Source organism: Polycladomyces zharkentensis, from assembly GCF_016938855.1.
Taxonomy (GTDB): Bacteria; Bacillota; Bacilli; order Thermoactinomycetales; family JIR-001; genus Polycladomyces; species Polycladomyces zharkentensis.
In genome coordinates, this window is the sequence record NZ_JAFHAP010000008.1 from 555,241 (window position 1) to 580,105 (window position 24,865).

Here is a 24,865-nt window from a genome sequence, read left to right on the forward strand (position 1 = left end):
CTCTCTCTCGCCTTTCACATCTATGGGCACTTGCCGGAAAACGGCCACCCTTTTCCAAAATCGGAAGCATCATCAGAACGACACGCATTTCAAGCGCTTACAAATAAATCACTGAAATAACTGCAAATAAACCCAAGATGCCAGCACACCGCCCACAAGCGGACCGACTACGGGAATCCAGGCATAGCCCCAGTCGGAACTCCCCTTGCCGGGTATGGGCAACAGCGCATGGGCGATGCGCGGTCCCAGATCCCGGGCAGGATTGATGGCATAACCGGTGGTGCCGCCGAGCGACATCCCGACCGAAACCACCAATAACGCCACCACCAGTGTCTGCAATCCGTCGGCGAAAACGACCCCTTTGGCACCAAAGGCCAACAAGGCCAACACCAGCACGAACGTACCGATCACTTCGCTCAACAAGTTGGACCATGTATGTCGAATGGCCGGTATGGTGGAGAATACAGCCAATTTCGCTTCGGGATCGTTCGTTTCTTTCCAATGGGGCAAGTAATGCAACCAAACCACGACCGCTCCCAAAAACGCCCCGATCATCTGCGCCACGATCATGCCTGGAACTTCGGCCCACGGCAGTTTCCCCGCCATCGCGAAACCGACGGTGACGGCCGGGTTGATATAGGCACCGCTGTAATGGCCGACGCAATATGCGGCCACCATCACCGCCAAACCCCAGCCGAAGGTGATCACCACCCAACCTGCGTTTTGCGCTTTGGATTTGTTCAACACGACACCAGCAACCACACCGTCTCCCAAGATAATCAGAATCATCGTGCCGATCAATTCGGCGAGAAAATGAGACAATGTTCTCCCTCCTCTTTAGTATGTCTATTTATTCTGATGATACAGAATTATTGGAAGTCAATTTCATGAAAAAAACCACAACATCCCCTTCAACCCCGTTGAAAGGATATTGTGGTTCTCCGTCTCTCATCCACGATTAACTTGTGAGGGAACAAATCGAAAGCGGTTCCAATCATCGCAAATCCGATTTTACAACATCCGATTCCTTTTTGCAAGCGTTTTCTGTATGAAATCCTCCGGGAACGAAAGAAGCGCTTGTATTTTGCAACATATGGGTTTATCAGGTTGAATTCGGGTGAAACCTATACTATAATGAAAAATCATAAAAGTGAAAACGCTGTCACGCGATCGGAGATCATGGAGAAGGTCGTTTAACCTCAGCATATTCAGCTGGTGTTAACCGACCTTTTTTCATGATTCAACATGAATGTTGATCCGAGAAAGGGGATATGACGATGCGCAAAACTTGGATTTTCTCTTTTCTGGTGGCACTGACTCTGACCATACCGGGAATCGGTCAAGCCGCCCCCGGCCAGGTAAAGGCCACCCAGTCAACCGCCGCAAAAAAATACGACCTGGTTTTGCTGCACGGACTGCGAAACGGTCATCGGTGGAGCGACAGTTTTTTAACCACAGTGGCGAATGCCTGGGGTTCCGGCAATGTGTACGTGATTTATGCCAATGATTCGAATGAGGTGCAAACCCGGACGCTGAACGGCAAAACCGTCACCTTTATCGGCAGAAATGACAATACGGCCGGAACGGAGTATATTGCGGACTGGGCGAATCAGGTTCACGAAAAAGTGCAAATCCTTCAAAAGGAATACGGCCTCAGCAAGCAATTTGATATCATTGCCCACAGTCAAGGTGGATTGGTCGCCCGGCGCTACATTTACGATCACCCCGGAACCGTTACGGGACTGGTCACCCTGGGTACTCCGCACCATGGATCTCCACTGGCGGATGACTATGAATTTGCCGCGAAATATATCTACGGCGGCGAAAAAGCGCAATCCAATCTGAAACCTGCCTGGGTGGAAAAGTTTAACCAGCAGTATCCGGTTCAGGGAGCTCCCCTTTATAACGGCGGGAAAATCTATACGGTTCAGGGAGATGCTGACGGTTACGATACGTGGGGTGTGGAGGGAGAAAACTTCGTGGGGTGGAATACTCTGTTCATCAAACACCAAACCGACAGTGACGGATTGGTTCCGACGAGCAGCGCCTATATCGAAGGAGCGATTCATCTCGCCACCTATGATTCCTACGATCATCTGGAACTGGTGCAAAAACCCGACGTTGCGGAGAAAGCGGCAACGGTACTGCCTTGAACTAAAATGTTCCATGATCTGCAGTTGGAGGATGACGATGACAAAGAGTCCCTCACTCGGATGCACCGTCGCATCTTGGGTGGGGACTCATTCTCCATCACAGCTTCTTTGCTTCCTTTACTTTCGCACCGTGATCCCGGTGGAAATGATGGTGATACTCCACCAACCCGATTTCACAACCCGGTCCGATGGTGACGCGATTGCCCCGCACCACTTTTGCCCGGGTGTTTTCCAAGTGGATCTCATCCCCCTCGATCGTATCCACCTCCAGGTGATGCGAGAACGGCTTGAACCATGAGAAACCCTTTTTCCGCACCTCGATTTTTTCGCCGCCGATTTCCTTCGCCTGGCAGTCTCCGTACAGCTGCACCACGATTTGTCCCGCGTTCAAGAGACCGTCGATCTTGAAAATACCCTTGGCTGAGAAAGATTCCGCTTCCACATCTTCTTTCACATTGAGCTGTCCTTTCAAAGTTATCTCTTCTGCCGTCACGGGACCGCCTGCATGGAGTACCCCTTCCGCTTCCATCTGCCGGCAGGACAAGTGTCCGCCGACCTCTGCATGACCGCGAACCTGGAGCTCTTCAGATTCCACACGGCCGTCAATCCGAGTGGAGCCGTATACCTTCACATCGCTTGCTTTCACGTTACCCGTGATGTGCGACTTCCCGTGACACTTCAACTCCGTACACGCCAAATCTCCGTCCACGTGCCCGTCACCGTGGATGGACACGCGGTCAAATTCGCCACCGGCAGTGCTGGCCCTTCCGGCCACGACAAAATCCCGGCGCTCTTTCCTTTCCATTTACACCCCTCCGTCCATCATGCGGATCTTCAGCTCTTCGGCACATTGTGCCAAAGAAAGGCGTACGACTACCTTGGCATCCGCTTCGATATACAGATCCTGAACGGAATCGGTCAACAAGCTGATCGCGATCCCCATTTTGCGGATGACCCACAACTCCCCCTTTTGTTCCCGAACACGGGACGCATGTGCTTCCAACATGGACCAGACGCGATGTGCCTCTTCCAAGCTGACATCGCCCGTTTTCAGTGTGCGGGCTATGACGTACAAGCGGAGGATTTGCTCAAAATGGAGCGTCTTCACCCCGTTCCACTCATCAGCAAACAGATCCCACACTTCTTTCGAAACAATGTTACGTTTGATGATCTCCTCAACAGGCAGCATCACCTCAGCAAGATTGGGGGACAATCGCTCCGCGATTTCATCCAGCGACAAATCATCTTTCATACGTTTGATCTTGTCGATCCGGTCCAATATCTTCTGCTTCGGAAAAAAGGTTTCCTGACCCGTGTAGGTTGACTTGCGAATGAACCATTCCTCCGGGATCAGGTTCTTCCGCTTCCATCTGTAAAGTTGACCGTATGAAATGCCGGTGAGTCGCAACAATTCCTTTTTGGAGATCAACTTTTCGTCCATGGATGGCCACCTCCTCTCTCGATATCGAATATAACATAACAATGTTACGTTGTAAATCGTCATCAGCATAATAGAAGAAGCTCCCATATGGGAGCCTCCGTATCAACGCTTCAAACCACCAAAGATGGCTGTTTCCAACCATTTCAGGCAAATGTCCACATGGGAAAAGCCGTTGTGCGCAACCAATCACACGGGACTTCAATGGACAACACGATGTTTTATTCCCGGTCATCATCCCGTTATTTTTTTCCGAATTTGTTCTCCATACGACCGGTTCCGCTTCGCAAGTGGCAAGCAACCAAGGAATCGGACATCTTGCGGTGAAACAAGGTTCCGGCATACGGGTCATGGGAGGACTCATGCTTCCGACTCAGGAACTCCACGCCATTTTGGAGGCAGCTGTGGGAAAGGTGATGAATGCAGAAACCTGATACGACATTGTCAAAAGATGACCCGAAGTTAATCCACCCAACCTGGACTGGGATCAATCCATTTGTATGAAACCAATCCGGTTTTATCCCTTTTTCATCGTTGCCCCGCTTTTTCCAGCATCGGACCGGAGAAATCGACGAGTACGGCTTGGGAATGGGGGAAGCGATCCATCAGGTAATGACTGAGAATACCGTCGCCACACCCCAGATCCAGAAACAACCGGGGCGGATGCTGAGCCAGCAATTGCTCCAGCAACAATAGGTGCTCGGCAGCAAATGGAATGGATTGCCGAGTTCCTTCCAAGTAAAACGAGACCGTGTGATCGTTTTTCCAAGCACTTTGCGTATGCTGCACGTCAGTTCCTCCATTTTTCCCAATATTGACAATATCTTAACAAACTGGGAAACCACGGTCAACTGAGAAGAGTGACTGCATCAACAAACGCAAGTGAAGGGTCAACCGGCGTCGTTCTTCAAGGCACTTTCAATCATCGCCCGCATTTCCGTTTCCGGCAATCTCTCGTTTGGCTCGGATGAAGGCAATCAGTTGCTGAATCTCTTCTTCCGAAAGGGGTTGTCCGTCCACGGTCAGTTTTTGTCGGGACAACCGCGTCAATTCGATTTCCTTTCCTTCGGGACAAAAGGTGGGATCGTCGACACGACCGATCAGATAATCCACCGAGGTGTCAAACAGATCCGCGATGCTCTTGATCGCCTCCAGTGAAGGGCGGCGGTATCCCGATTCATAACCGGCATAGGTGCTTTTGGCAATCCCCAGTTGATCAGCGGTATATTGAATGGACCACTTTTTTTGTTTTCGCAAACCGATGATTCTGTCAAGGAGCATCGCCTCTCCTCCTTCTCAACCATTTTGACACACCATGAAAAGTACGCGAAACGAGTACATTTTGCTTGATTTGCGCCCTCATTCACCCTATAATTACTCATGAACGTTCGCAATAAGCGTACACTCTACGTTAATATACAATGATTCATTTGTTTCTCGCAACCATGATCCGGGATCGTTTGCATTCATGCTGAAATCCTGCGCGTGGAAGAGGTGAAGGGGTATGAAGAAATTGCTGCTTTTGGCCACCGGGGGAACGATCGCATCCGTTCCGAGCGAGGAAGGACTGACCCCGGGAATGAACGCAGAAGAGTTGGCGAGGTACCTGCCGAAGGATACAGCAGATTATGAGTTGGAAAGCAAAATGCTGATGAATATTGACAGTACCAATATGCAACCGGAATTCTGGGTCGAGATCGCGGAAGCCATCTATCGGCATTATGACCAATACGACGGTTTTATCATCACGCACGGGACGGACACGATGGCCTACACCTCCGCGGCCCTGTCCTATATGATGCAAAACGTCACCAAACCGATCGTCCTGACCGGTTCCCAAGTCCCCATCAGTTTCAAACGGACTGATGCCAAGAAAAACATTGCGGATGCCGTTCGCTTTGCATGCGAGGAGATCGGCGGCGTATTCATCGTGTTCGACGGCAAGGTGATTCAAGGCACGAGGGCCGTCAAGATGCGTACCAAGAGCTACGACGCTTTTGAAAGTATCAACTATCCGTATGTTGCATATATCAACGGGACGGACGTGACGTATTACAAATCCGTCCGCGCCAAAAAACAGGGCGAACCGATTCTGGATACTTCTCTGTGCCCGGACGTGTTTGTCATGAAATTGCACCCTGGAGCCAAACCCGAGTTGTTCGACTGCATTCGTCATCTATATAAAGGTGTGATCATCGAGAGTTTCGGGAGCGGTGGCATCCCGTTCCAAGGCAGAAATCTGCTGCCCAAACTGAGAGAGCTGACCAATGCGGGCATTGCGGTGGTGATCACCACACAATGCCTGGAAGAAGGCGAAGACATTCTGCTGTATGAAGTGGGACGAAAAGCCGCTCAAAACCTGATCATCCTGTCAAGGGACATGAATACGGAAGCGATCGTCCCCAAATTGATGTGGGCTTTGGGCAAGACAACCGATCTTAAAGAAGTGAAACGGATTATGGAAACACCCATCGCTGACGATATTTCCGTTTCGTCTGGGTTGTGTCAGTAAATCCCACGCTGCAACGGATTCCCAGGCAGCGAGTTCCCAAGCCCCCACCTTGATTCGCGGGCAATTTGCTTCAAGCGAAGCGTACTACTTTGCCCGCGCACTGCACCCCGGTTCGGAACAGCCTGATTCCGCCGTGGTGCGAGCCGGGAAAGCGATACGGATCGATTCATCAAACACGCCATCGATACGATGCAAAGGAGTGAACCCGATGATCCAAGCATCTGCATATCGCAAGGAAAAAGATTTTCTCGGGGAAAAAGACATCCCCGCTGACGCATATTACGGCATCCAAACACTGCGTGCAAAAGAAAACTTCCCGATTACGGGATACCGCCTGGACAAATCGCTCATTCGGGCGGTGGCGATGGTCAAAAAAGCGGCCGCCCTCGCCAACATGGAAATCGGTCGCCTGAATCCCCGCTTGGGAAACGCGATCGTCACAGCCGCACAGGAAATCATCGACGGTAAATGGCATGACCAATTTATCGTGGATCCGATCCAGGGCGGAGCAGGAACATCCATCAACATGAACGCCAACGAAGTGATCGCCAATCGCGCGCTGGAACTGTTGGGAGAGCAAAAAGGGAACTATTTCGCTCTCAGTCCCAATACCCATGTCAATATGTCCCAATCGACCAACGACGTCTTCCCCACCGCGATCCACATCGCGACGTTGACGCTTTTGGATCAACTGCTGGAAACCATGAAACACATGCATCAAGTGTTTGAGAAGAAAGCGGAGGAATTCGACCCGATCATCAAAATGGGGCGGACCCATCTGCAGGATGCCGTCCCCATCCGACTCGGTCAGGAGTTTGAAGCGTACAGCCGGGTGTTGGGACGCGACATCAAACGGATTGAGCAATCGCGCCAGCATCTGTACGAAGTCAACATGGGTGCCACAGCCGTTGGCACGGGATTGAACGCCGATCCACGCTACATCGAAAGTGTGGTCAAACATCTGGCCGAGATCAGCGGGTATCCGTTGGTGCGTGCCGATCATCTCGTGGATGCCACACAGAACACGGATGCGTATACGGAAGTCTCTGCGGCACTGAAAGTGTGCATGATGAACATGTCCAAGATCGCCAACGACTTGCGTCTGATGGCATCCGGTCCCCGCACGGGACTCGGGGAAATTACGCTGCCGGCCCGTCAGCCCGGCTCCTCCATCATGCCCGGAAAAGTAAACCCCGTCATGGCGGAAGTCATCAACCAGGTCGCCTTTCAAGTGATCGGCAATGATCATACCATCTGCTTGGCATCCGAAGCAGGACAGCTTGAATTGAACGTGATGGAACCCGTCCTGGTGTTTAACCTGCTGCAATCGATCAGCATCATGAACAATGCATTTCGCGTATTTACGGATTATTGCTTGTCCGGAATCCAAGCAAACAAAGAACGTTTAAAGGAGTACGTGGAAAAGAGCGTGAGCGTCATCACCGCCGTGAACCCGCACATCGGATATGAAACAGCCGCCCGGATCGCGCGGGAGGCTGTGTTGACAGGACAATCGATCCGGGAATTGTGTCTGAAGTATGATGTCCTGACCGAAGAGGAACTGGACCTCATACTGGACCCTTACGAAATGACGCATCCCGGAATCGCCGGTGCTTCTCTGTTGGACAAACAGTGACGGATCGACACCGAACGCCATCGCCATACGAAAAGCCCTTTTCAGCAGAGAAGAAACGACGTGAGATTTGCAAAGTGCTCTGCCATCCCGATTTCGGGTGAGCCGTTTTCCCTCTCGCTCTTCTTTTGCAGGCTCCAGGGGCGCTTGTGGGAAAACGGCCAACCTCCTTCAGAATAGCAGGGGGTGACTTGCCCCAAACGGCTGAAGCACCAGAGGCCTTCTCGCTCCATCCGGCGTGGCAACCCACATCCATCCACGATGGCTTCTTCCAGGCCCGGGTTCATTTTCGTAACGTGCTTTCGCTCGCATAGTCGTTTTCAATGGTTTCGCACTTCTCGACTCCATTGTACCAAAAATTCTGTCGGACTTGCGAGAGGGACAAAGCCCTCCCGCGTCCGACGCTCGCTTTCATCCAAACCCTGAAGGACTGGGTTTTCCCGCACGCTCTTTATAAATGGGGCGACTCCAGCCGTGGCTGGGGAGCGTTGACGGGATATCGGGTCCGTGAACTTGTCTTTCTCCTCATTTTCAAGGCCGATAGGCCACCGACACCTGTGTTGCCGGGATGTTCAACCGTTCTTTCACCAGACCGATCAGTTTTACCACTTGCCGGTTGGCCAATTGGTCCGCCTGCACGATCACATCCACATGACGATCGTTCGTAATCACGACGGCATCGTGATATCCCTCACTGCGGATCAGCTCTTCCAGAACGGACTCCGTTTTGTCTACTTTCATCAATTGGTTGATTTTCGCTTCTGCTTCCTTCAGTTGTTGCGGGCTTGATTCGGGGTCCGTCAGTATTTTCATGTATTCCTCCGTCATTTTGGACCTGAGCGTACTTCGCTGCAATTGGTATCCGACAAAGTAATCGCTGTTATTTTCCTCCGACAACGCCTTATTTGCGTCGGATGGCGATTTGGTCGTTTTGACACTCACATCCGCCGGAGCAGGTCCTTTCTCCTTCTGAGCCGCCTGATTGGCCGGCTCCACCGGGCCGGTCACGATATAATAAGCGGACAACACCACCATCAAGGTAAGCATCGTCACCAACCACATGGTTTGCTTGTTCATGGTCATGAATACCCCTCCTTCACCCTTTTGGCAATACGGCGATCTTGTGGATCGGGACGTCCAGCACCCGTTGAACGGCTTCGATGATAGCGGCTTTCACCTGCAGATTTTCCGCCCCTTTGGCTACGATCAACACTCCCGTTACACTCGGCTTCAACCGTTTGACCACGATGGGTCGCTCCCCGTCTCCTCCCCGGTACAGCACCACTTTTTCATCCTCACTTTGTTCCTGGATCTTACGCGTCCCCCCTCTGCGGTCGTTTTCTTCAGTCGTCTGCTCCTGCGTCCGCGAATCCTGGGCCAGCACTTCTTCTTCCGTGGATGCCATGTTGATCATCACGGTGACATCTTCCACTCCGACAATTTTGCTGAGTGTTTCGGACAGTTGCGATTCATACTCTGCTTCGTAATCATGGATCGTCATTTTTTCCGACGACTTTCTTCCTGCGCTTTCCACTGCGGGTTGCAGTTGGCGGGCGGAATCCGACGGAACCACTTCATTCTGGACGGAGAAAAATGAAGAGAGGATCATCAACCCGGCCCCCAAACACCCCAGCAGAATCAACCACCGAAATGGTTGGATGCGTGATTTCCCTTGTGCGCCGCTTCCTTCCAACTGTTCCAACAGCCGTTTGAACACCGGATTCCCCTCCCTAACCTGCTTGTTCCACCGACACGCGGATTTGGCCGGGGCGCAAATGCCATGTCTCCTCCAAGTAGGTGCGGATACGGCGGTACAGCGCCTCGTTCCCTGCCCCCTCCTGCTTTACCGGTTCCTGTTTCATCGTGTCGATCTCGACCGGTCCCACCTCCTTGACCGGTGCCACTGACGTCCGTCCCTCCCGTGATCCGGGGTCTTCCGGTATGACAACCAGCGAAACGAGCGAGACACCGGGCGGTCGGTTGTCTGCAGGTGGAGCGGCTTGGACATGTACGGAGGTAACGGTGACGTGGAAACGATTCTCGACCTCCCGCCGGATCGATTGAGCCATTTGGTCCTCTGCCTGCTCCTTGATCAGCCGGTCCTGCGTCCGGCTCAACGTTTCCCCGCGTTGCCGGATGGATTCCAATGATGTCATGTCTTGTACATCGGTACCGCCGTTCCGAAAGGCCAAGGCAGAGACATCCCAGTCTTTGCGGATCAGGGAAAAGACAGGGGACAAAATGGCCAGGATGATCAAAAGACCCATGACGAGCTTCACGTACCGATCCATCGAATGATTGGGCAACAAGAGATCGATAAACGTGGCGATGAGAACAAGCAGTACGATCTGTCGCAGCCAATCGCTGATCAGTTCTATCATGATCCCCATCACCTACCGCATCATGACCGAGATATTTCCCGCGGCGACAATAATCGTGACGGCCAGGAAAAACATCAACCCCACAGTGGCCAGCGACGCAAACACATAGATGAGTGTTTTGCCGATGATGTTGAGACATTGGATGATCGGGCTGTTGCCCAAGGGTTGCATCACCGCTGCCGAAAAGTTGTAGATGAAAGCGAGCGACAAAATCTTGACCGCAGGAAACGCACTGATCAGGAGGAGAATCAACACGCCTGCCATACCGATGGCATTTTTGACCAAGAGAGACGCCCCGATCACCGTATCCGCCGCGTCGGAAAACATGCGCCCCACCACGGGAACAAAGTTGCCTGCCACATATTTGGCCGTCCGAATCGTCACACCGTCCGCCACCGCCGCCGTAGCCCCCTGCACCGAGATCACGGCGAGAAAGATCGTGAGCAGCGACCCCAGCAAGCCGACACTGATCCTGCGCAACAAATTGGCCAACTGGTTCACCTTGTACTTCTCGGACAAACAGCTGACAATGCCCAATACCGCCGAGAAAAACAAGAGCGGAAAGACGACCGCATAGATCAACGTACCGATCGCGTGAATCATGAACACGATCAGCGGGTGGAACATCGCGACTGAGCCGACATTGCCCATCGAAGCCAAAAGCGTCAACACGAGCGGCACCAGCGCGATCATGAACTGGATCATGGTATGGATCGCCGATTTGGCTGAGTCGACGGCGGTGGAAAAGCTGTCGATGGCCAGGATGATGATGACCATGAACGCCACTGCATACGCCACTTTGCTTACCTGTTTTTGCTCGAACGCCGTTTGCAGTGTCTGGAGCAACATGCTGAACACCGTCAGGATGATGATGGTGCCCAGCAATTTTCCGTTGTACAGCACCTCGTGAAAAAAGTAACGCAACATGCCCTCCAACACGTCGCTCAACTGAAACCCGTCCCGCGATTTGGACAAGATCAGGTCAAACAAGCCGGGGGGTTGTTGACCGGGAAAAAACTTGCCGTACTCCTGTTGCAATTGTCTCCAGTAGGATTCCAACTCCTGTGTCTGCAATTGATCCAATTGCGTCTTCACTACGTGATCCTGCAAGGACGCTTCCGAGGCAGCCTGTACGATCGACGGCGCCAAGATCCAGAAAAGTGACAAGAACATCAGTAAGGACCATCGTTTGTGCATCATCCATCATCCTTATGAGGGCAAAATTTGCATCACGGTTTCGATGATCAGCGTGATGATCGGAATCGCCATCACCATGATGAGGATCTTGCCCGCCAGTTCAATCTTGGACGCGATCGCATTTTGACCGGCGTCCCGCGTCACTTGCGCACCGAACTCGGCGATGTAGGCAATGCCGATAATCTTGAGGATCGTACCCAGGAAAAGCGTATTGACCTTCGCCTTTTCCGCCAGGGATTCGATCACCCGGATCACATCGGCGATTTTATCTGCCAATGCGATAAAAATGATCACCCCGACAAATGTGGCCAACAGAAATGCGAACATCGGTTTTTGTTCTTTGATGATCAGGATGAGAAACGTGGCGATCAATCCGAGGCCAACCACCTGAATGATTTCCACCGGGATCGCCTCCCGTCACGGTCGGAACAAAAAGACGTTTTTAATCGTTTGAAACAGGTCCTGGATCAGCATGGCGACCATGAAGAGTACCACGACAAACCCGATCAGCGTTACCCAATGGGCCCAGTCCTCTTTTCCCATCTGTTTGAGGATCGTGTGAATCATCGCCACAATAATCCCGATCCCCGCGATTTGAAAGACGGCGTCGACGTCAAATGGCATCGCTTACGTCCCTCCACCTCCAAGCGGGTTGTGTTCCTCAGTACATCAGGATGACCAGCAGGGCTCCTCCCAGAACGCCCAGGCTTTTGCACATTTTCTCGTATCGGGCTTGATCATCGCGGGCATGCTGTTCCTCCGCCTGCAAATGTGCCATGGCCATCCGAATGTGTTGCAGTTGGTCCTGACGGTCGGAGACCCCCAACGTCTGTCCGAAATGAAGCAGAATCTCCCGCTCCGGTTGACGCAGGGCCGTTTGCTCCCAAGTGGCCTCGATTGCCCTTCTCCAGCATTCATAGGCGGTTGCGCCATCCAAAGTGCGCAAACGGGTTCCGCATTCTCGAAACAACGTTCCCACGGGGGATGGTTCCCGATCGGCGATATGAATCATCACTTCCGCCAGCGGGCGTGACCCATACACAATCTCCGTTTCCAAAATGGCCAATGATTGCAACAGGGCACGGATCTGGCGCGGTCGGTCGGCATACCGCTTGGCTACGCGAAAACCGGCGGTGGAGGAAGCGACCAGAATGAAAACGGCACCCAGCAGTTTCAACATCTTGCCCGCACCGACCGCTCCCGATCCATCCTGTTCAGCGAACTGTCATAAATCCCCTCGATGGTGCCGGGACGAAGGCGGCGACTCAACAACACCACACGGGAGAAGACGCCCTCACGGATCAGTCCGGTCAATCCGGGACGACGACAAATCTCATCCAGGGAACGTCCATGCGCCGTGACAAACAGGTTCACTCCGGCAAAAACAGCTTCGTAGACCGCCTCGCTGTCCTCTTTGCGACCGATTTCATCCACCACCAGAATCTCCGGGGACATCGACCGGATCATCATCATCATCCCTTCAGCCTTGGGACATGCGTCCAGCACATCCGTACGCGGGCCAACATCATGTTGGGGAACCCCCCGCAAACATCCCGCGATTTCTGAACGCTCGTCCACAATCCCAACCTTTCGAGGCTTCACGCCCCATTCCCCCGTGCTGGCAATGCGCGCAAGGTCGCGCAACAACGTGGTTTTGCCGCACTGCGGCGGGGAGACGATCAGCACGTTTTCCACGCGATCCGGTCCGAACACATACGGGATCAATGCCTTCCCCGACCCTTTCACCTGACGGGCCAACCGGATATTGAACCCGGTCACATCGCGCAAATGTTTCACTTTCCCGTTCTCCACCACCACCTTACCGGCCAAGCCGATCCGGTGGCCGCCGTCCACCGTCACGTACCCGCGTCGAAGTTCTTCCTCCAATGCATACAGAGAATGTTGGCTGATCAGATTCAGCAGTTTGAGGCAATCCTCTCTGCCGGGGACATACGCTCGTTCCGCACGGGTTCCCCATCTCCCACCCGTCGCGACAAAACCGGTTCCTTCCGCAGTCACCACCTCCAACGGGCGGTTTTCCCGAATGCGAATCTCCTCCACGCGTTGCCGAACCTCCTCGGGAAGCGCGGCGATGACATCCCGTATGGACGGCGGGAGGACCTGCAAAATGGCGTTCAACACGCGGAAAACCTCCTGTCCATGCGGGTTTTACCTAATCTATATGGCAGGCTTGTATTCTTTATGCCCAAGCCTCAAAGAAAAAGCAGCCCAATCAGGGCCGCAAGACTGTTGACATCAATGATGGGAACCACTCGATTCGGTACACCGTTTCCCTTTTGCTCTTGATCAGAGTTGTACCGTTTGTTCCGTTTCCGATTCCGCTGTCTTTTGACCGGACTCATCATCTTCATCATTGACGAGCAATACCGTATGACATTCGGGACAAAGCACTTCATATGTGTCAACGTCGTCGAAAATGTCGTCATCAATCAACACGTGCTCCCCGCACTTGGGACACTCCATCTCAAAAAATCCGGCATTCTCATCCTCTTCTTCTTCGTCTTCGTATACCAACAGCTCCAATTCGTTCAGGTCTTCATCCACCGCTTCCACGTACTCTTCCAATTCGCTCAACCGCAGATTCAATTGATGCACTTCCTCGATCAGATCATCGATCAACGTCAACAGCCGGGAGAGCACTTTCCCCTCCATACGCTGATCGATTTGGCCTGATCCTTCCATCATGCCTTGAATAAACGCGACATCTTTGCGCAAATCATGATTCGTGGTATCCATGTTGACGTTTCCTCCTTGCGAATCGACCTTCATCCCTATTGTGGTATTTCTGCGGCCACGAGATTCGTGACGGTAAAAATCCGTCGGTTGGGAAAGGCTACACAGTGTACAGGTGAAAAGGAGGAGACAGAAGTTGCCAAATATGACGGTTGCATCCCCCGGGCAAAACGCGGACGCTTCCCGTCACCACTCATGGTTGGACATCGCTGTATTGAGTTCGGTTCCACTTTTGATGGTGTTGGGGAACTCCATGATCATTCCCGCTTTGCCGTCGATTCGTGAATCACTGGGGATTACTTCGCTGCAAGTCAGTTTGCTGATCACGTTGTTTTCTGTTCCCGCTGGCATCGTCATTCCGTTGGCCGGTATTTTGTCCGACCGGTTTGGCCGAAAAAAAATCATCGCCATCAGTTTGCTTCTCTATGGTGCAGGCGGGATTGTAGCCGGGTTGTCCGCATTCGGTTCTTATACCCTGATGTTGATCGGCCGCATGATTCAAGGAATCGGGGCGGCAGGGACCGCACCGATCGCCATGGCCCTGGTGAGTGACCTATACAAAGGAAACGAGCGCAGTCAGGTCCTCGGCATGATCGAAGCGGCAAACGGGTTGGGCAAAGTGATCAGTCCGATTCTCGGATCGTTGATCGCCTTGATCTCGTGGTCTGCTCTTTTCTTCACCTTTCCGGCACTGGTCGTTCCTGCTGTTGCCGCGTTGTGGTGGATCATTCGGGAACCGCGGCGTGAAGGGGATGTTCCTGCTTTGTCACAGTACAAAGATCATGTGATCAAAACGTTCCGTCGCCAGGGAAAATGGTTGTCGGTCGCCTTTTTGTCCGGTGCCGCCACGCTGTTCATTCTCTTCGGCGTATTGTTCTTCCTGTCCGATTTGCTGGAAAAACGATACGGCATCGATGGCGTTGTGAAAGGATTGATATTGGCCATTCCGCTGTTGGCCATGAGCAGCACCTCCTATTGGTGCGGCAATCATATCGATCAAAACGTCAAACGGATGAAGCATTTCATCGTCACCGGCATGTTCACCGTCTCCGTTGTCATGGCACTGGTACCCTTGATCACCAACACATACCTTCTGTTGGGGGTTTTGTTTATCGGCGGGATCGGTTCGGGGTTGGTTCTCCCTTGTTTGAATACGTTGATCACGTCTGCGGTCAATACGGCGGAACGGGGGATCATCACATCACTGTATAACGGTGTCCGCTTTTTAGGTGTAGCGATGGGTCCTCCGATTTTCGGAGCCCTGTCCGACAACAAATGGTTGTTGTTCGGCGGCTCTTCCGCCCTCACCGCCATCACGGGGATGTTAGCCGCATTCGTGATTCATCAGCCGAGGAGACTGCGGGGAACAGGCGGCCAGTCACGTCTGTTGATACGCAAAAAACGGCTTCAACAGATATGAGGAGTGCCAATGGTCACTGACAAACGAACCGGTCAACGCTTCTCCGCACACAACAGAAAATCCGGGTCGCTTCACGATCAGAGTGGGAACGCTTTGCGCTGCCAAAAGAGGAGCGAAGGAAAAAGCTTACACGAAATCGTGAGCGGTTCAACCACTTTTTCCGCATTCTCCTTCCTTTCTTCTCTTATCACGTTCCAACATTGGGCACCGGACAACCGCTTCCGCATATCATATCAAGGGTACGATCCTTGAGGAAGGAAGCGAGGAGAAACGGATGAAATCATTGCCGGTGATGTGTTGGCCTCAGGAAATGATTGATCCGTCAGGTATCCGTCAATCCAAGCCGCGTACGACCGGATGCACGATGATACTGGACAAAGGTTTGGGACTGTCCGCTTTTCGTGATCTGGTGTCGACGGCGGGTGACTATATCGACTGGATCAAACTGGGGTTCGGCACGCCAGTACTGACCCCTGTTCCGATTTTGAGAGAAAAACTGGCCATCGCCCAATCACGAGGGGTGATCTTGTATCCGGGTGGGACGATGTTTGAGGTGGCCCATGCCCAGGGTCAGGTAGAACGTTACTTCTCCGCTCTGGTCGAACTGGGGTTCACTTATATGGAAATTTCCGACGGTACCGTGGAACTCTCCCTCAAGGAGAGGGAGCGTTATATTCGGGCAGCTTTGGCCAACGGATTGAACGTCATCACGGAAATCGGCAAAAAAGCGGATGGTTCGTTCACGCCCATCCCGCTGCTGACGGAAATGTATCATCGCGACCGCGAGGCGGGAGCCGCTTTTGTCATCGTCGAGGGACGCGAATCGGGGAAAAACGTCGGGATATACAATGAAAAAGGGGAAGCTGATCTGGAATACCTGTACACCGTTCATGAACTGATCGGTTCACGCTTTCTGATCTGGGAGGCACCGCAAAAATCCCAGCAGGTACAATTGCTCCAAGCACTGGGGCCCGACATACACCTGGGCAACGTATCCCCACAGGAAACGCTCGCGGTCGAAGCACTCCGACGCGGTCTTCGCTCGGACACGTTTTCAATCGGGTTACGCATGGAGCGCAACGAATGATGCATATCTCCGTTTGTCCTCATGTGGATGAAGTGCAAACAGATCGGCTGCACAATAAGACCGTCATCGTGATCGACGTGTTCCGGGCCATGAGTTGCATTGTTACCGCATTGGCTCACGGTGCCACCCATGTTGTTCCGTATGCCACCGTCAATGAAGCCAAACAATCCGCCAAACGGGACGGACTGTTGCTGGGCGGTGAACGATATGGCAAACGGTTGGAAGGTTCCGATCTGGGCAATTCTCCCCGTGATTACGCGTCTTCCCTCGTGAACGGAAAGGGAATCGCGCTCACGACCACCAACGGGACGCGTGCCTTGATCAAAGCGTCCAAAGGCGCTTACATTTTGGGCGGCTGCTTTCTCAACGCGAGCGCTTGCGCGGAACGGGCCTGTACCCTTCAGCAGGATCTGGTCTTACTCTGTTCCGGTACACGCGGCACATTTTCCTTGGAGGACGGGACGGCCGCCGGGTTCATGATCGACTACATCATGAAAAAGGTTCCCCATGCCGTCTGCGACGATCTGGGCCAATCCATGCGGGCCTGTTATTGGGGATGCCGCGACCGGTTGGAAGAAATCCTCTCAATGAGCCAAACCGGTCAACGATTGCTGCGCATGGGAGCTCGGGAAGATTTACGTGCCTGTCTGGAAGTGGATCGCTATTCGATTGTGCCTGCGTGGGATCAAGGGCGGATGATTTCCGTTTAATATTTTGTCCCCCTTGTACATACAGTGATGGTAAGACTGTGGGACAGGGGATGGACATGAAACCGGACCTGTTGTTGGTGGCATTGATTCTCATCGGATTGATGGGCCGATCTTCCATCATCGCAACAGCGGCCAGCCTGTTGCTCATCCTGAAGCTGACGCATCTGGAACGATATTTCGGTGCGGTGGAAAGGCGCGGGATGGAACTGGGGCTGCTGTTTTTAACCATTGCGGTACTGGTTCCCTTTGCCTCCGGCAGGATTAACCTGCGTGAAATCGTCTCCGTTTTTACCACTTGGCCGGGGGTGCTTGCACTCTTGGGAGGTGCGTTGGCCACTTATATGAACGGCAAAGGTCTTGATTTGCTGAAGGTCGACCCCCAACTGATCATTGGTTTGGTGATCGGCTCGATCTTCGGCATCCTGTTTTTGCGCGGAATTCCCGTCGGCCCGCTGATGGCCGCCGGAATCACCGCCTTTTTGCTGAAATTGTTTCAATTGTTGGGCAAGGGGTGACAAAATAAAAAGAGGCATCATGCCCCTGTGGACTTCTCCGCTTCTTTCTTTTCAGCCGGTGCATCCGGTAACGGTTTTGGCTGCGGTTTCGCGGGTTTGGCAGGTGGGATCGGTTTCGGTTCCGGTGGAACCTGCGGAATTTTCCGCGGATTCGGCTGATAGTGATACCCTTCGGTCACCTCAGACTCCTGTTTTGCTTTTCTGTCCACATCTTTCCAAGCGTACCGCATCCATGCGAAAACTCCGATCACTCCGATCACAAGGATCAACATTCCCAACCCGATTTTTTTCATACTTTCCCTCCAACTCGGAACAGGATTCACTCCATAACTTGATTGTAACAAAATTTCCGTCTCATTTGCGACTGTGAAGAAAGAATGGTCCCTGCACCCCTGTTCTGCTCTTCAAAATGCTACTTCCCGGCTATTTGTACGGAACCACGGAAGGTATTTTTCCGTATATATCGAATTATTTGATTTAACGATCTATTCATTCGCTGCTGTCCCGGTCTGTGGTCCAATGTCCACTCCACCTTTTTGTAAGCGCTAACAACAAACAAGGAGGGAAGAAGACATGTGGAAACAAATTTATGACCCGTTGTCCGGAAGTATTTGGTTATCGACATTGGCAGCAGTTTCCCCGATTGTTTACTTTTTTTGGGCGCTTGCATTCCGGCGAACCAAAGGGCATATCGCCGGCCTGATTACCGTTGCCTTGGCTTTTCTCATTTCAGTGTGGGTATACAAAATGCCCGTAAAAATGTCGGTTCTCTCTTTTGTATATGGTGGAGCGGTCGGATTATTTCCCATCGGATGGATTATTGTGACCGCTGTTTTTTTATACAAAATAACAGTCAAAACAGGAAAATTTGACATCATTCGCGCATCGGTCACCAACCTGACCGACGACCACCGCCTGCAAGCCCTCCTGATCGCCTTTTGTTTTGGCGCTTTTTTGGAAGGTTGCGCAGGGTTTGGCACCCCTGTTGTGATTACGGCCGCTCTTTTGGCCGGATTAGGGTTTCGTCCCTTATATGCCGCCGGAATATGCCTCATTGCCAATACAGCGCCTGTCGCTTTCGGGGCCATCGGGATTCCGATTACCGTGGCCGGCACGATCTCCGGATTGGACCCGTTTGCAATCAGCCAAATGGTTGGGCGTCAATTGCCGCTATTATCGGTATTTGTTCCGTTCTGGCTCGTGTTCGTCATGTGCGGATGGAAAAAGACGCGGGAGGTGATGCCGGCCATTTTCGTGACTGGCGGTACTTTTGCCATCGTCCAATATCTCTCTTCCAACTTTCTCGGCCCAGAACTGCCGGATATCCTCTCTTCTTTGATCTGTCTGCTCGTTTTGTCCTTCTTTTTGCGCATTTGGAAACCCAAACAAATTTTCCGCTTTGATTCCATAACGAAAAAATCCAAAGCCACTGAAACGGAAATAGCCGCTGCAACGGAAGGATATTCAACCGGACAAATTTTGCTCGCCTGGTCCCCTTTTATTTTACTGACCGGCTTTATCGTGCTGTGGAGCATTCCCGCAGTGAAGAACTTCCTGAATCAATGGACATTCAAATGGAGCGTACCCGTCCTTCATCAGATGGTGCTGAAAATGTCCCCGATCGTAACCAAACCGACCCCGTATGATGCCGTATATACCTTTGATTGGTTGGCTGCTGTCGGGACTGCCATCTTCATCGCTTCCTTTTTCAGCATGTTTCTGGTCGGCATGCGGTTTCGGACATGGCTGTATACTTTTTGGGAAACCTTGATGGAACTGCGTTATCCTCTTCTTACGATTTTCTCCGTGCTGGGATTGGCTTATATCTTTAATTACTCGGGGATGAGCGCTACCCTGGGGCTCGCTCTGGCCAAAACCGGTGTCTTGTTTCCCTTTTTCTCACCAATCCTCGGGTGGCTGGGTGTATTTCTCAGCGGAAGCGACACCTCTTCCAATGCCTTGTTCGGAAATTTGCAAAAGATCACCGCAAATCAGATTGGAATCGATCCGGTACTCACAGTTGCCGCCAACTCCTCCGGCGGTGTGACCGGAAAAATGATCTCTCCCCAGTCCATCGCCGTTGCGACCGCTTCGACCGGATTGGTCGGAAAAGAGAGCGATTTATTCCGGTTTACGATCAAACACAGCCTCTTTCTCGTGTTGATCATCTGTACGATCACTCTTTTACAAGCCTATGTTTTGAAATGGATGATCCCCTAGAAAAACAAGCCCGATCTTTTGTGGGCAGGCTGTTGACCGAGAAGGTCAACAGCTTTTTTGTTGATGATCAGGAATTTTTTGCTCCCAAGAATCGCAACCGTATTTTCATTTGATCGTGAGGGAATGAGCCAGCGAAGGTTTTTCTTGAATCGCCTTACAGCTCTGGCCACTGCAATGAATCAGGTCGATAGCAACCACATCCCCGTCTGCATCACTGATGATGGAGGCGATTTTCCCGAACGATACCAATTCTTTATCCAGTTTTAACGCATCATGATACGCATATCGGCTCCCATGGAAATGATCCGTCTTCATCCCCTTTTTCACTTGATCATGATGACCCTTGAAAGGAATTGACCCTGTGTAAGTCCATTTCACACAGGGTCAAAATCCATGGGTTATTTTTCACACTTCTACGCGATGCGTTCATATCCCGGCAAGGTGAGAAAATCGATGAAACGGTCGCTTTTGGTCAAGTGAATCAACAGTTCACGCGCTTCTGCATATTTTGATTCGGCGAAGCGGCTTTCGCTTAGGCGTCCCTTGATTTTCGACAGCTCTTCTTCCAAGATTTGTTCAAACAGCGAAAAGGTGATCTTGCGCCCGTCCTCCAGAATTCCTTTGGGGTGACGAATCCAGTGCCAAACCTGGGCCCTGGAGATTTCCGCCGTCGCTGCATCCTCCATCAAGTGGTCGATCGCCACTGCCCCGTTTCCGCGCAGCCACTCTTCGATATATTGCAGCCCGACGCGGATATTGGTTCTCAGGCCCGCTTCGGTAATGGTCCCTTCCGGTACGCGCAATAAATCCTCCGCCGTAACCTCAACATCTTCCCGCAACCGATCCAATTGGTTGGGATTTGGCATCTTCTCATCAAATACGGCTTTGGCCACCGGAACCAACCCGGGATGCGCGACCCATGTCCCGTCATGTCCGTCCAGCACTTCCCGCTCTTTATCCTCTTTTACCTTTCTCAGCGCTTCTCTGTTTGCCTCCGGATCATTTTTGATCGGAATTTGTGCCGCCATCCCGCCGATGGCATGGGCCCCGCGTTTATGGCAGGTTTTGATCGCCAACAAGGTGTAAGCCCTCATCATCGGCACAGTCATGGTCACCTGTTGCCGGTCCGGCAGGATTACATCCGGTTGATTGCGCAACACTTTTAGATAACTGAAAATATAATCCCAGCGGCCGCAGTTTAAGCCGGCAGCGTGATCCCGGAGTTCATACAGGATTTCATCCATTTCAAACGCCGCCAGAATCGTTTCGATCAACACTGTCGCTTTGATCGTGCCTTGTGGAATCCCCAAGGCATCCTGCGCATAAACAAATACGTCATTCCACAGTCGCGCTTCCAAGTGACTTTCCAATTTCGGAAGGTAAAAATAAGGCCCCGAACCATTCTCCAGCAAGGTACGGGCATTGTGGAAAAAGTACAATCCGAAATCGAACAGACCGCCCGGAACCGGTTTCCCGTCTACCCTGACGTGTTTTTCATCCAAATGCCAACCGCGCGGGCGAACGACGAGGGTGGCGATTTTCTCATTCAACGTATACTTTTTCCCTTCCGGGGAAGTAAAATCGATCTCCCGCCTGATCGCTTTTTTCAAGTTTACTTGTCCACCCACCGTATTCTCCCATGTCGGAGCATTTGCATCCTCAAAATCGGCCATAAACACACATGCTCCCGAGTTAAGCGCATTGATCACCATTTTGCGGTTCCCGGCAGGCCCGGTAATTTCCACCCGCCGATCTTGCAAATCTTCAGGAACGGGAGCGATTTTCCAGTCACCCTGCCGAATGGAAGCCGTTTCGGGAAGGAAATCCGGCAATTTTCCGGAATCGATGGCTTGCTGCCGCTCTATGCGCTTTTGCAACAAAGCGTCACGGGAAGCGGAGAATTTACGGGCCAAGTCTGCCACGAAATCAAGTGCCTCATCCGTCAAAATCTCTTCAAACCCCGGATGAATCGGCGCAGTCACTTCGACTCCCTTACGATTCGTTCTCGTACTCATTCCCACTCGATCTCCTCTCCCATTGTTGTTTAATCAAGAGCATCCAAAGCTTCTTCGCTGCCCTCGGGCTGTCTCTTCATCTCGGCACAACGGGCCGGGGAAGGGAATATTTTGCCCGGATTGCATAAATTCCTTGAATTGAATACCTCCCGGATCGCTGTTTGGACGGCAATCTCCTCTTCAGAAAACAAAAACCGCATTTCCTCTCTCTTTTCCAAACCAACACCATGTTCTCCGGTGATACTGCCGCCAACCTCGACACACACTTGCAAAATTTCCGATCCTGCTTGTACGGCCCGCTCTTCCTCACCGGGGATTCGTGCATCAAACATAATCAGGGGATGCAGGTTGCCATCGCCGGCGTGAAACACATTGGCAATGCGCACCCCTTTTTCGCGGCTGATTTTTTCAATCCGGGACAGAACTTCCGGCAAGCGACTGCGGGGTATCACACCATCTTGGACAAGATAATCCGGCGATATGGTTCCGATGGCGCCAAAAGCGGTTTTACGGTTATTCCACCAACTTTTTCTTTCTTCCTCCGAGGAGGCGGGTCGCACTTCCCGTACCCCGTGTTTGCGGCACACTTCCACAATGCGTTCAATCTGTTCATCCAATGCCTCCACAATACCATCCACTTCAATCAATAAAACAGCGCCAAGATCGCGCGGATACCCCACCGGGAAAGTTCCTTTTTCCACTGCTTCAATCGCCAGATTGTCCATCATCTCCAAAGCCGCCGGCAAAATTCCCGCGGCGATAATGTCGGAAACCGCTTCACTCGCCTCGCTCACTTCATCAAACATCGCGAGAACGGTGCGAACCCCTTCCGGTTTTTTTTCAAGACGGACCGTGATTTCCGTCACAATGCCCATCGTCCCTTCCGAGCCGACCACCAATCCGACCAAATCATAACCTGGTTCATCCGGAAGCCCGCCGAGTTGAACGATTTGCCCGTCGGGTAAGACCATCGTCAAACCGAGCACATGGTTTGTGGTGACACCATATTTGAGACAATGGGCACCACCGGCATTTTCACCGACATTGCCTCCGATCGTACATGCCTGCTGACTCGAGGGGTCCGGCGCATAATAGTAACCGCGGTCGGCGACGGCCTGAGTTAAATGCAGATTGATATATCCCGGTTGCACCACAGCCCGCCGATTCAGAAGGTCGACCTGCAAAAGTCGATTCATCCTCGCCAAACTGATGATCACCTCTCCTCCCGTCGGAGTGGCACCTCCGCTCAAGCCGGTTCCGGCCCCGCGCGGGATAAAAGGAATTCCCCGTTTCGAGAGCAAGCGAACAACCTCGGCTGTCTCTTCTGTACTCTTGGGAAAAACGACCGCACGCGGAACCACCTTTTTCAGGGTATAGGCGTCACATTCATAGGCCAGTAAATCTTCATGGCGGTAAAGGACCGCGTCGTCCCCGACACAGCGCTTCAGTGCGGCAATCAGTTCTTGATTTGGGTCATCCTCATTTGTGCCATCCGCCTTTGGCTCGCTCTGCTCCCCGCGCCGGTAAGCCTCGTCCAACAATTCAATCGTATGCACGACGCGTTCCCGTCCGCCACGCTGATGAACTCCCATCGCGATCTGCAGCATGCAACCGGGATTCCCCATCACAATCCGATCCACTTCTTGCGGGAAGTCATCCATTTTTCGCTTGAGCAGACGGCCCGCCATATCCGGATAAGTCAGGTTATAAATCCCCGCACTTCCGCAGCAGCGATCCGCGTGAGGCATTTCAACCAAAGTAAGCCCGGGGATTTGTTGAAGCAGTTCACGCGGCTGGTTTCTCACTTTTTGTCCGTGGACCAAATGACACGCTTCGTGATAGGTGACTGTTTCTTCAACCCTTCCCGTTGGTGGTTTTATGCCGGTTTCACATAAGAAAGCGGATACATCTTGAACCTTCTTGACAAATTCCTTCGCCTTATCTTTGTAATCCGGATCGTGCTTGAGAAGTTCGTCGTATTCTTTCATCGCTGACCCGCATCCGGCCGCATTCACAATGATTCGATCAACATCCGCTCGCAAAAACGCGTCAATGTTTTGTTTGGCCAATTTCTTCGCTGTCTCCCGGTCTCCGGCATGCACTTGCAGGGCGCCGCAACAAACCTGCCCCCGCGGCACCACCACCTCAGCTCCGTTACGGCTTAGCACCCGCACCGTCGCCTCATTGATCCCGGCGTACAAAACATCCATCACACACCCTGTCAAGATGGCAACACGATAACGCGTTTCCCCAAGCGCAGGGGTTACTTCAGCCAGAGTTTGCCGGGAAAATCGAGCCGGGATCTGCGGCAGGACGGCCTCCATATCCCGGATGTGCGCAGGGAATAACCGAAGAATCCCTGTTTTTCGAGCCAAAACCTGAAGACCCGATCGTTGGTAAAATCTCAGCAATCGGCCCAGCCAATGCAAGCGTGCGGGATGGGGAAACAAATGCCTTAAAAATAACCGGTTGATCATCCCCTTCAGTCCCTTGGGAGGCATAACCTGAAACAGTTGGCCGCGCGCTTCTTCAATCAAGGCTCCGACCTCTACTCCCGATGGACAAGCCGTTTCGCACGCACGGCAATCCAAGCACTGAAAAACCGGGTCATATAAACCTTGGTTTAACTCCAGCCGCCCTTCACCCACCGCTTTGATCAAATGAACGCGGCCACGCGGGGAATGAGCCTCCAATTGCTCTTCCTGATAGGTGGGGCACGCGTCCAAACACATTCCGCAATGAATGCATTTCGACCACTTATCCGGGTCAGGCGGATCGGCAAACGGAAATCCCGTCAATGGTTTCGTTTCCTTGATCGGGTCGGACATGG

26 protein-coding genes and 1 pseudogene are annotated in these 24,865 nt (G+C 52.3%); 8 read left to right on the forward strand and 19 right to left on the reverse strand.

Annotated features, from left to right (window positions below; all coding sequences use genetic code 11):
* Nucleotides 1-108: 108 nt before the first annotated feature.
* The gene (locus JQC72_RS09975; RefSeq protein ID WP_205495184.1) at nt 109-822 is read right to left on the reverse strand and encodes an MIP/aquaporin family protein; all 714 of its coding nucleotides are present in this window, start codon (nt 820-822) and stop codon (nt 109-111) included.
* Between the two features lie 455 nt (nt 823-1,277).
* Here JQC72_RS09975 and JQC72_RS09980 point away from each other — a divergent pair, with 455 nt between their 5' ends.
* Entirely contained in the window at nt 1,278-2,153 is an 876-nt protein-coding gene (locus JQC72_RS09980) for an alpha/beta fold hydrolase (protein WP_205495185.1), read from the forward strand.
* Nucleotides 2,154-2,250: 97 nt separating this feature from the next.
* Here JQC72_RS09980 and JQC72_RS09985 read toward each other — a convergent pair whose 3' ends face one another.
* From JQC72_RS09985 to JQC72_RS10000, 4 genes are all read right to left on the reverse strand, one after another.
* Nucleotides 2,251-2,958, reverse strand: a complete 708-nt coding sequence (locus tag JQC72_RS09985; protein ID WP_205495186.1) for a polymer-forming cytoskeletal protein — start codon at nt 2,956-2,958, stop codon at nt 2,251-2,253.
* Entirely contained in the window at nt 2,959-3,594 is a 636-nt protein-coding gene (locus JQC72_RS09990; protein ID WP_205495187.1) for a YhbD family protein, read from the reverse strand. It lies immediately after the preceding gene.
* Between the two features lie 525 nt (nt 3,595-4,119).
* Entirely contained in the window at nt 4,120-4,380 is a 261-nt protein-coding gene (locus JQC72_RS16745) for a class I SAM-dependent methyltransferase (RefSeq protein ID WP_205495188.1), read from the reverse strand.
* Between the two features lie 129 nt (nt 4,381-4,509).
* A complete protein-coding gene (locus tag JQC72_RS10000) occupies nt 4,510-4,872 on the reverse strand; it encodes a helix-turn-helix domain-containing protein (RefSeq protein ID WP_205495189.1) in 363 nt (120 codons plus the stop codon).
* 223 nt (nt 4,873-5,095) lie between these two features.
* Between JQC72_RS10000 and JQC72_RS10005 the strand changes: the two genes are divergently transcribed.
* Both JQC72_RS10005 and aspA read left to right on the forward strand, forming a co-directional pair.
* A complete protein-coding gene (locus JQC72_RS10005) occupies nt 5,096-6,103 on the forward strand; it encodes an asparaginase (protein ID WP_205495190.1) in 1,008 nt (335 codons plus the stop codon).
* Nucleotides 6,104-6,311: 208 nt separating this feature from the next.
* The gene (gene aspA / locus JQC72_RS10010) at nt 6,312-7,739 is read left to right on the forward strand and encodes an aspartate ammonia-lyase (protein ID WP_205495192.1); all 1,428 of its coding nucleotides are present in this window, start codon (nt 6,312-6,314) and stop codon (nt 7,737-7,739) included.
* A 528-nt stretch (nt 7,740-8,267) separates the two neighbouring features.
* On the opposite strand, the gene JQC72_RS10015 is transcribed toward aspA, so the two are convergent.
* From JQC72_RS10015 to JQC72_RS10055, 9 genes are all read right to left on the reverse strand, one after another.
* Nucleotides 8,268-8,819 carry a SpoIIIAH-like family protein gene (locus JQC72_RS10015; protein ID WP_205495193.1) on the reverse strand — a complete coding sequence of 184 codons (552 nt, stop codon included), beginning with the start codon at nt 8,817-8,819 and terminating at the stop codon, nt 8,268-8,270.
* Between the two features lie 13 nt (nt 8,820-8,832).
* A complete protein-coding gene (gene spoIIIAG, locus JQC72_RS10020; RefSeq protein ID WP_205495194.1) occupies nt 8,833-9,453 on the reverse strand; it encodes a stage III sporulation protein AG in 621 nt (206 codons plus the stop codon).
* A gap of 13 nt (nt 9,454-9,466) precedes the next feature.
* The gene (gene spoIIIAF / locus JQC72_RS10025; protein ID WP_205495195.1) at nt 9,467-10,117 is read right to left on the reverse strand and encodes a stage III sporulation protein AF; all 651 of its coding nucleotides are present in this window, start codon (nt 10,115-10,117) and stop codon (nt 9,467-9,469) included.
* A 12-nt stretch (nt 10,118-10,129) separates the two neighbouring features.
* Nucleotides 10,130-11,314, reverse strand: a complete 1,185-nt coding sequence (gene spoIIIAE / locus JQC72_RS10030) for a stage III sporulation protein AE (protein ID WP_302104682.1) — start codon at nt 11,312-11,314, stop codon at nt 10,130-10,132.
* A gap of 12 nt (nt 11,315-11,326) precedes the next feature.
* Nucleotides 11,327-11,722 (reverse strand): stage III sporulation protein AD, encoded by a 396-nt coding sequence (gene spoIIIAD / locus JQC72_RS10035; RefSeq protein WP_335342439.1) that lies wholly within the window; start codon nt 11,720-11,722, stop codon nt 11,327-11,329.
* 9 nt (nt 11,723-11,731) lie between these two features.
* A complete protein-coding gene (spoIIIAC, locus tag JQC72_RS10040; protein ID WP_205495199.1) occupies nt 11,732-11,938 on the reverse strand; it encodes a stage III sporulation protein AC in 207 nt (68 codons plus the stop codon).
* Nucleotides 11,939-11,975: 37 nt separating this feature from the next.
* Nucleotides 11,976-12,494: a stage III sporulation protein SpoIIIAB gene (spoIIIAB, locus tag JQC72_RS10045; protein WP_205495200.1), complete on the reverse strand. Its 519-nt coding sequence runs from the start codon at nt 12,492-12,494 to the stop codon at nt 11,976-11,978.
* Entirely contained in the window at nt 12,488-13,453 is a 966-nt protein-coding gene (gene spoIIIAA / locus JQC72_RS10050) for a stage III sporulation protein AA (RefSeq protein WP_205495389.1), read from the reverse strand. The genes spoIIIAB and spoIIIAA overlap by 7 nt, the downstream gene beginning before the upstream one ends.
* A gap of 168 nt (nt 13,454-13,621) precedes the next feature.
* Nucleotides 13,622-14,071, reverse strand: coding sequence for a CD1247 N-terminal domain-containing protein (locus JQC72_RS10055; RefSeq protein ID WP_205495202.1), 450 nt, complete (start codon nt 14,069-14,071; stop codon nt 13,622-13,624).
* 142 nt (nt 14,072-14,213) lie between these two features.
* Between JQC72_RS10055 and JQC72_RS10060 the strand changes: the two genes are divergently transcribed.
* The 4 genes from JQC72_RS10060 to JQC72_RS10075 all read left to right on the forward strand — a co-directional run bounded on the left by JQC72_RS10060 (nt 14,214) and on the right by JQC72_RS10075 (nt 17,800).
* Nucleotides 14,214-15,488, forward strand: coding sequence for an MFS transporter (locus tag JQC72_RS10060; protein ID WP_302104753.1), 1,275 nt, complete (start codon nt 14,214-14,216; stop codon nt 15,486-15,488).
* Between the two features lie 274 nt (nt 15,489-15,762).
* Nucleotides 15,763-16,575, forward strand: coding sequence for a phosphosulfolactate synthase (gene comA, locus JQC72_RS10065; protein WP_205495206.1), 813 nt, complete (start codon nt 15,763-15,765; stop codon nt 16,573-16,575).
* Nucleotides 16,572-17,285 (forward strand): 2-phosphosulfolactate phosphatase, encoded by a 714-nt coding sequence (locus JQC72_RS10070; RefSeq protein ID WP_205495208.1) that lies wholly within the window; start codon nt 16,572-16,574, stop codon nt 17,283-17,285. Before comA ends, JQC72_RS10070 begins: the two co-directional genes overlap by 4 nt.
* A gap of 56 nt (nt 17,286-17,341) precedes the next feature.
* Nucleotides 17,342-17,800, forward strand: a complete 459-nt coding sequence (locus JQC72_RS10075; protein ID WP_205495210.1) for a DUF441 domain-containing protein — start codon at nt 17,342-17,344, stop codon at nt 17,798-17,800.
* A gap of 17 nt (nt 17,801-17,817) precedes the next feature.
* On the opposite strand, the gene JQC72_RS10080 is transcribed toward JQC72_RS10075, so the two are convergent.
* On the reverse strand, nt 17,818-18,093 hold the full coding sequence (locus JQC72_RS10080; RefSeq protein WP_205495212.1) for a hypothetical protein: 276 nt from the start codon (nt 18,091-18,093) through the stop codon (nt 17,818-17,820).
* A 280-nt stretch (nt 18,094-18,373) separates the two neighbouring features.
* Here JQC72_RS10080 and JQC72_RS10085 point away from each other — a divergent pair, with 280 nt between their 5' ends.
* A complete protein-coding gene (locus tag JQC72_RS10085) occupies nt 18,374-20,020 on the forward strand; it encodes an L-lactate permease (protein ID WP_205495213.1) in 1,647 nt (548 codons plus the stop codon).
* Nucleotides 20,021-20,125: 105 nt separating this feature from the next.
* Here the strand turns inward: JQC72_RS10085 and JQC72_RS10090 are convergent, their stop codons facing one another.
* From JQC72_RS10090 to JQC72_RS16545, 4 genes and pseudogenes are all read right to left on the reverse strand, one after another.
* On the reverse strand, nt 20,126-20,335 hold the full coding sequence (locus tag JQC72_RS10090) for a hypothetical protein (RefSeq protein ID WP_205495214.1): 210 nt from the start codon (nt 20,333-20,335) through the stop codon (nt 20,126-20,128).
* 98 nt (nt 20,336-20,433) lie between these two features.
* Complete coding sequence (gene aceB, locus JQC72_RS10095) at nt 20,434-22,035, reverse strand: malate synthase A (RefSeq protein WP_205495215.1); 1,602 nt, start codon at nt 22,033-22,035, stop codon at nt 20,434-20,436.
* 29 nt (nt 22,036-22,064) lie between these two features.
* On the reverse strand, nt 22,065-23,495 hold the full coding sequence (locus JQC72_RS10100; RefSeq protein WP_302104754.1) for an FAD-linked oxidase C-terminal domain-containing protein: 1,431 nt from the start codon (nt 23,493-23,495) through the stop codon (nt 22,065-22,067).
* 48 nt (nt 23,496-23,543) lie between these two features.
* Nucleotides 23,544-24,863: pseudogene (locus JQC72_RS16545) on the reverse strand ((Fe-S)-binding protein); the annotation flags it as partial.
* Nucleotides 24,864-24,865 lie beyond the last annotated feature (2 nt).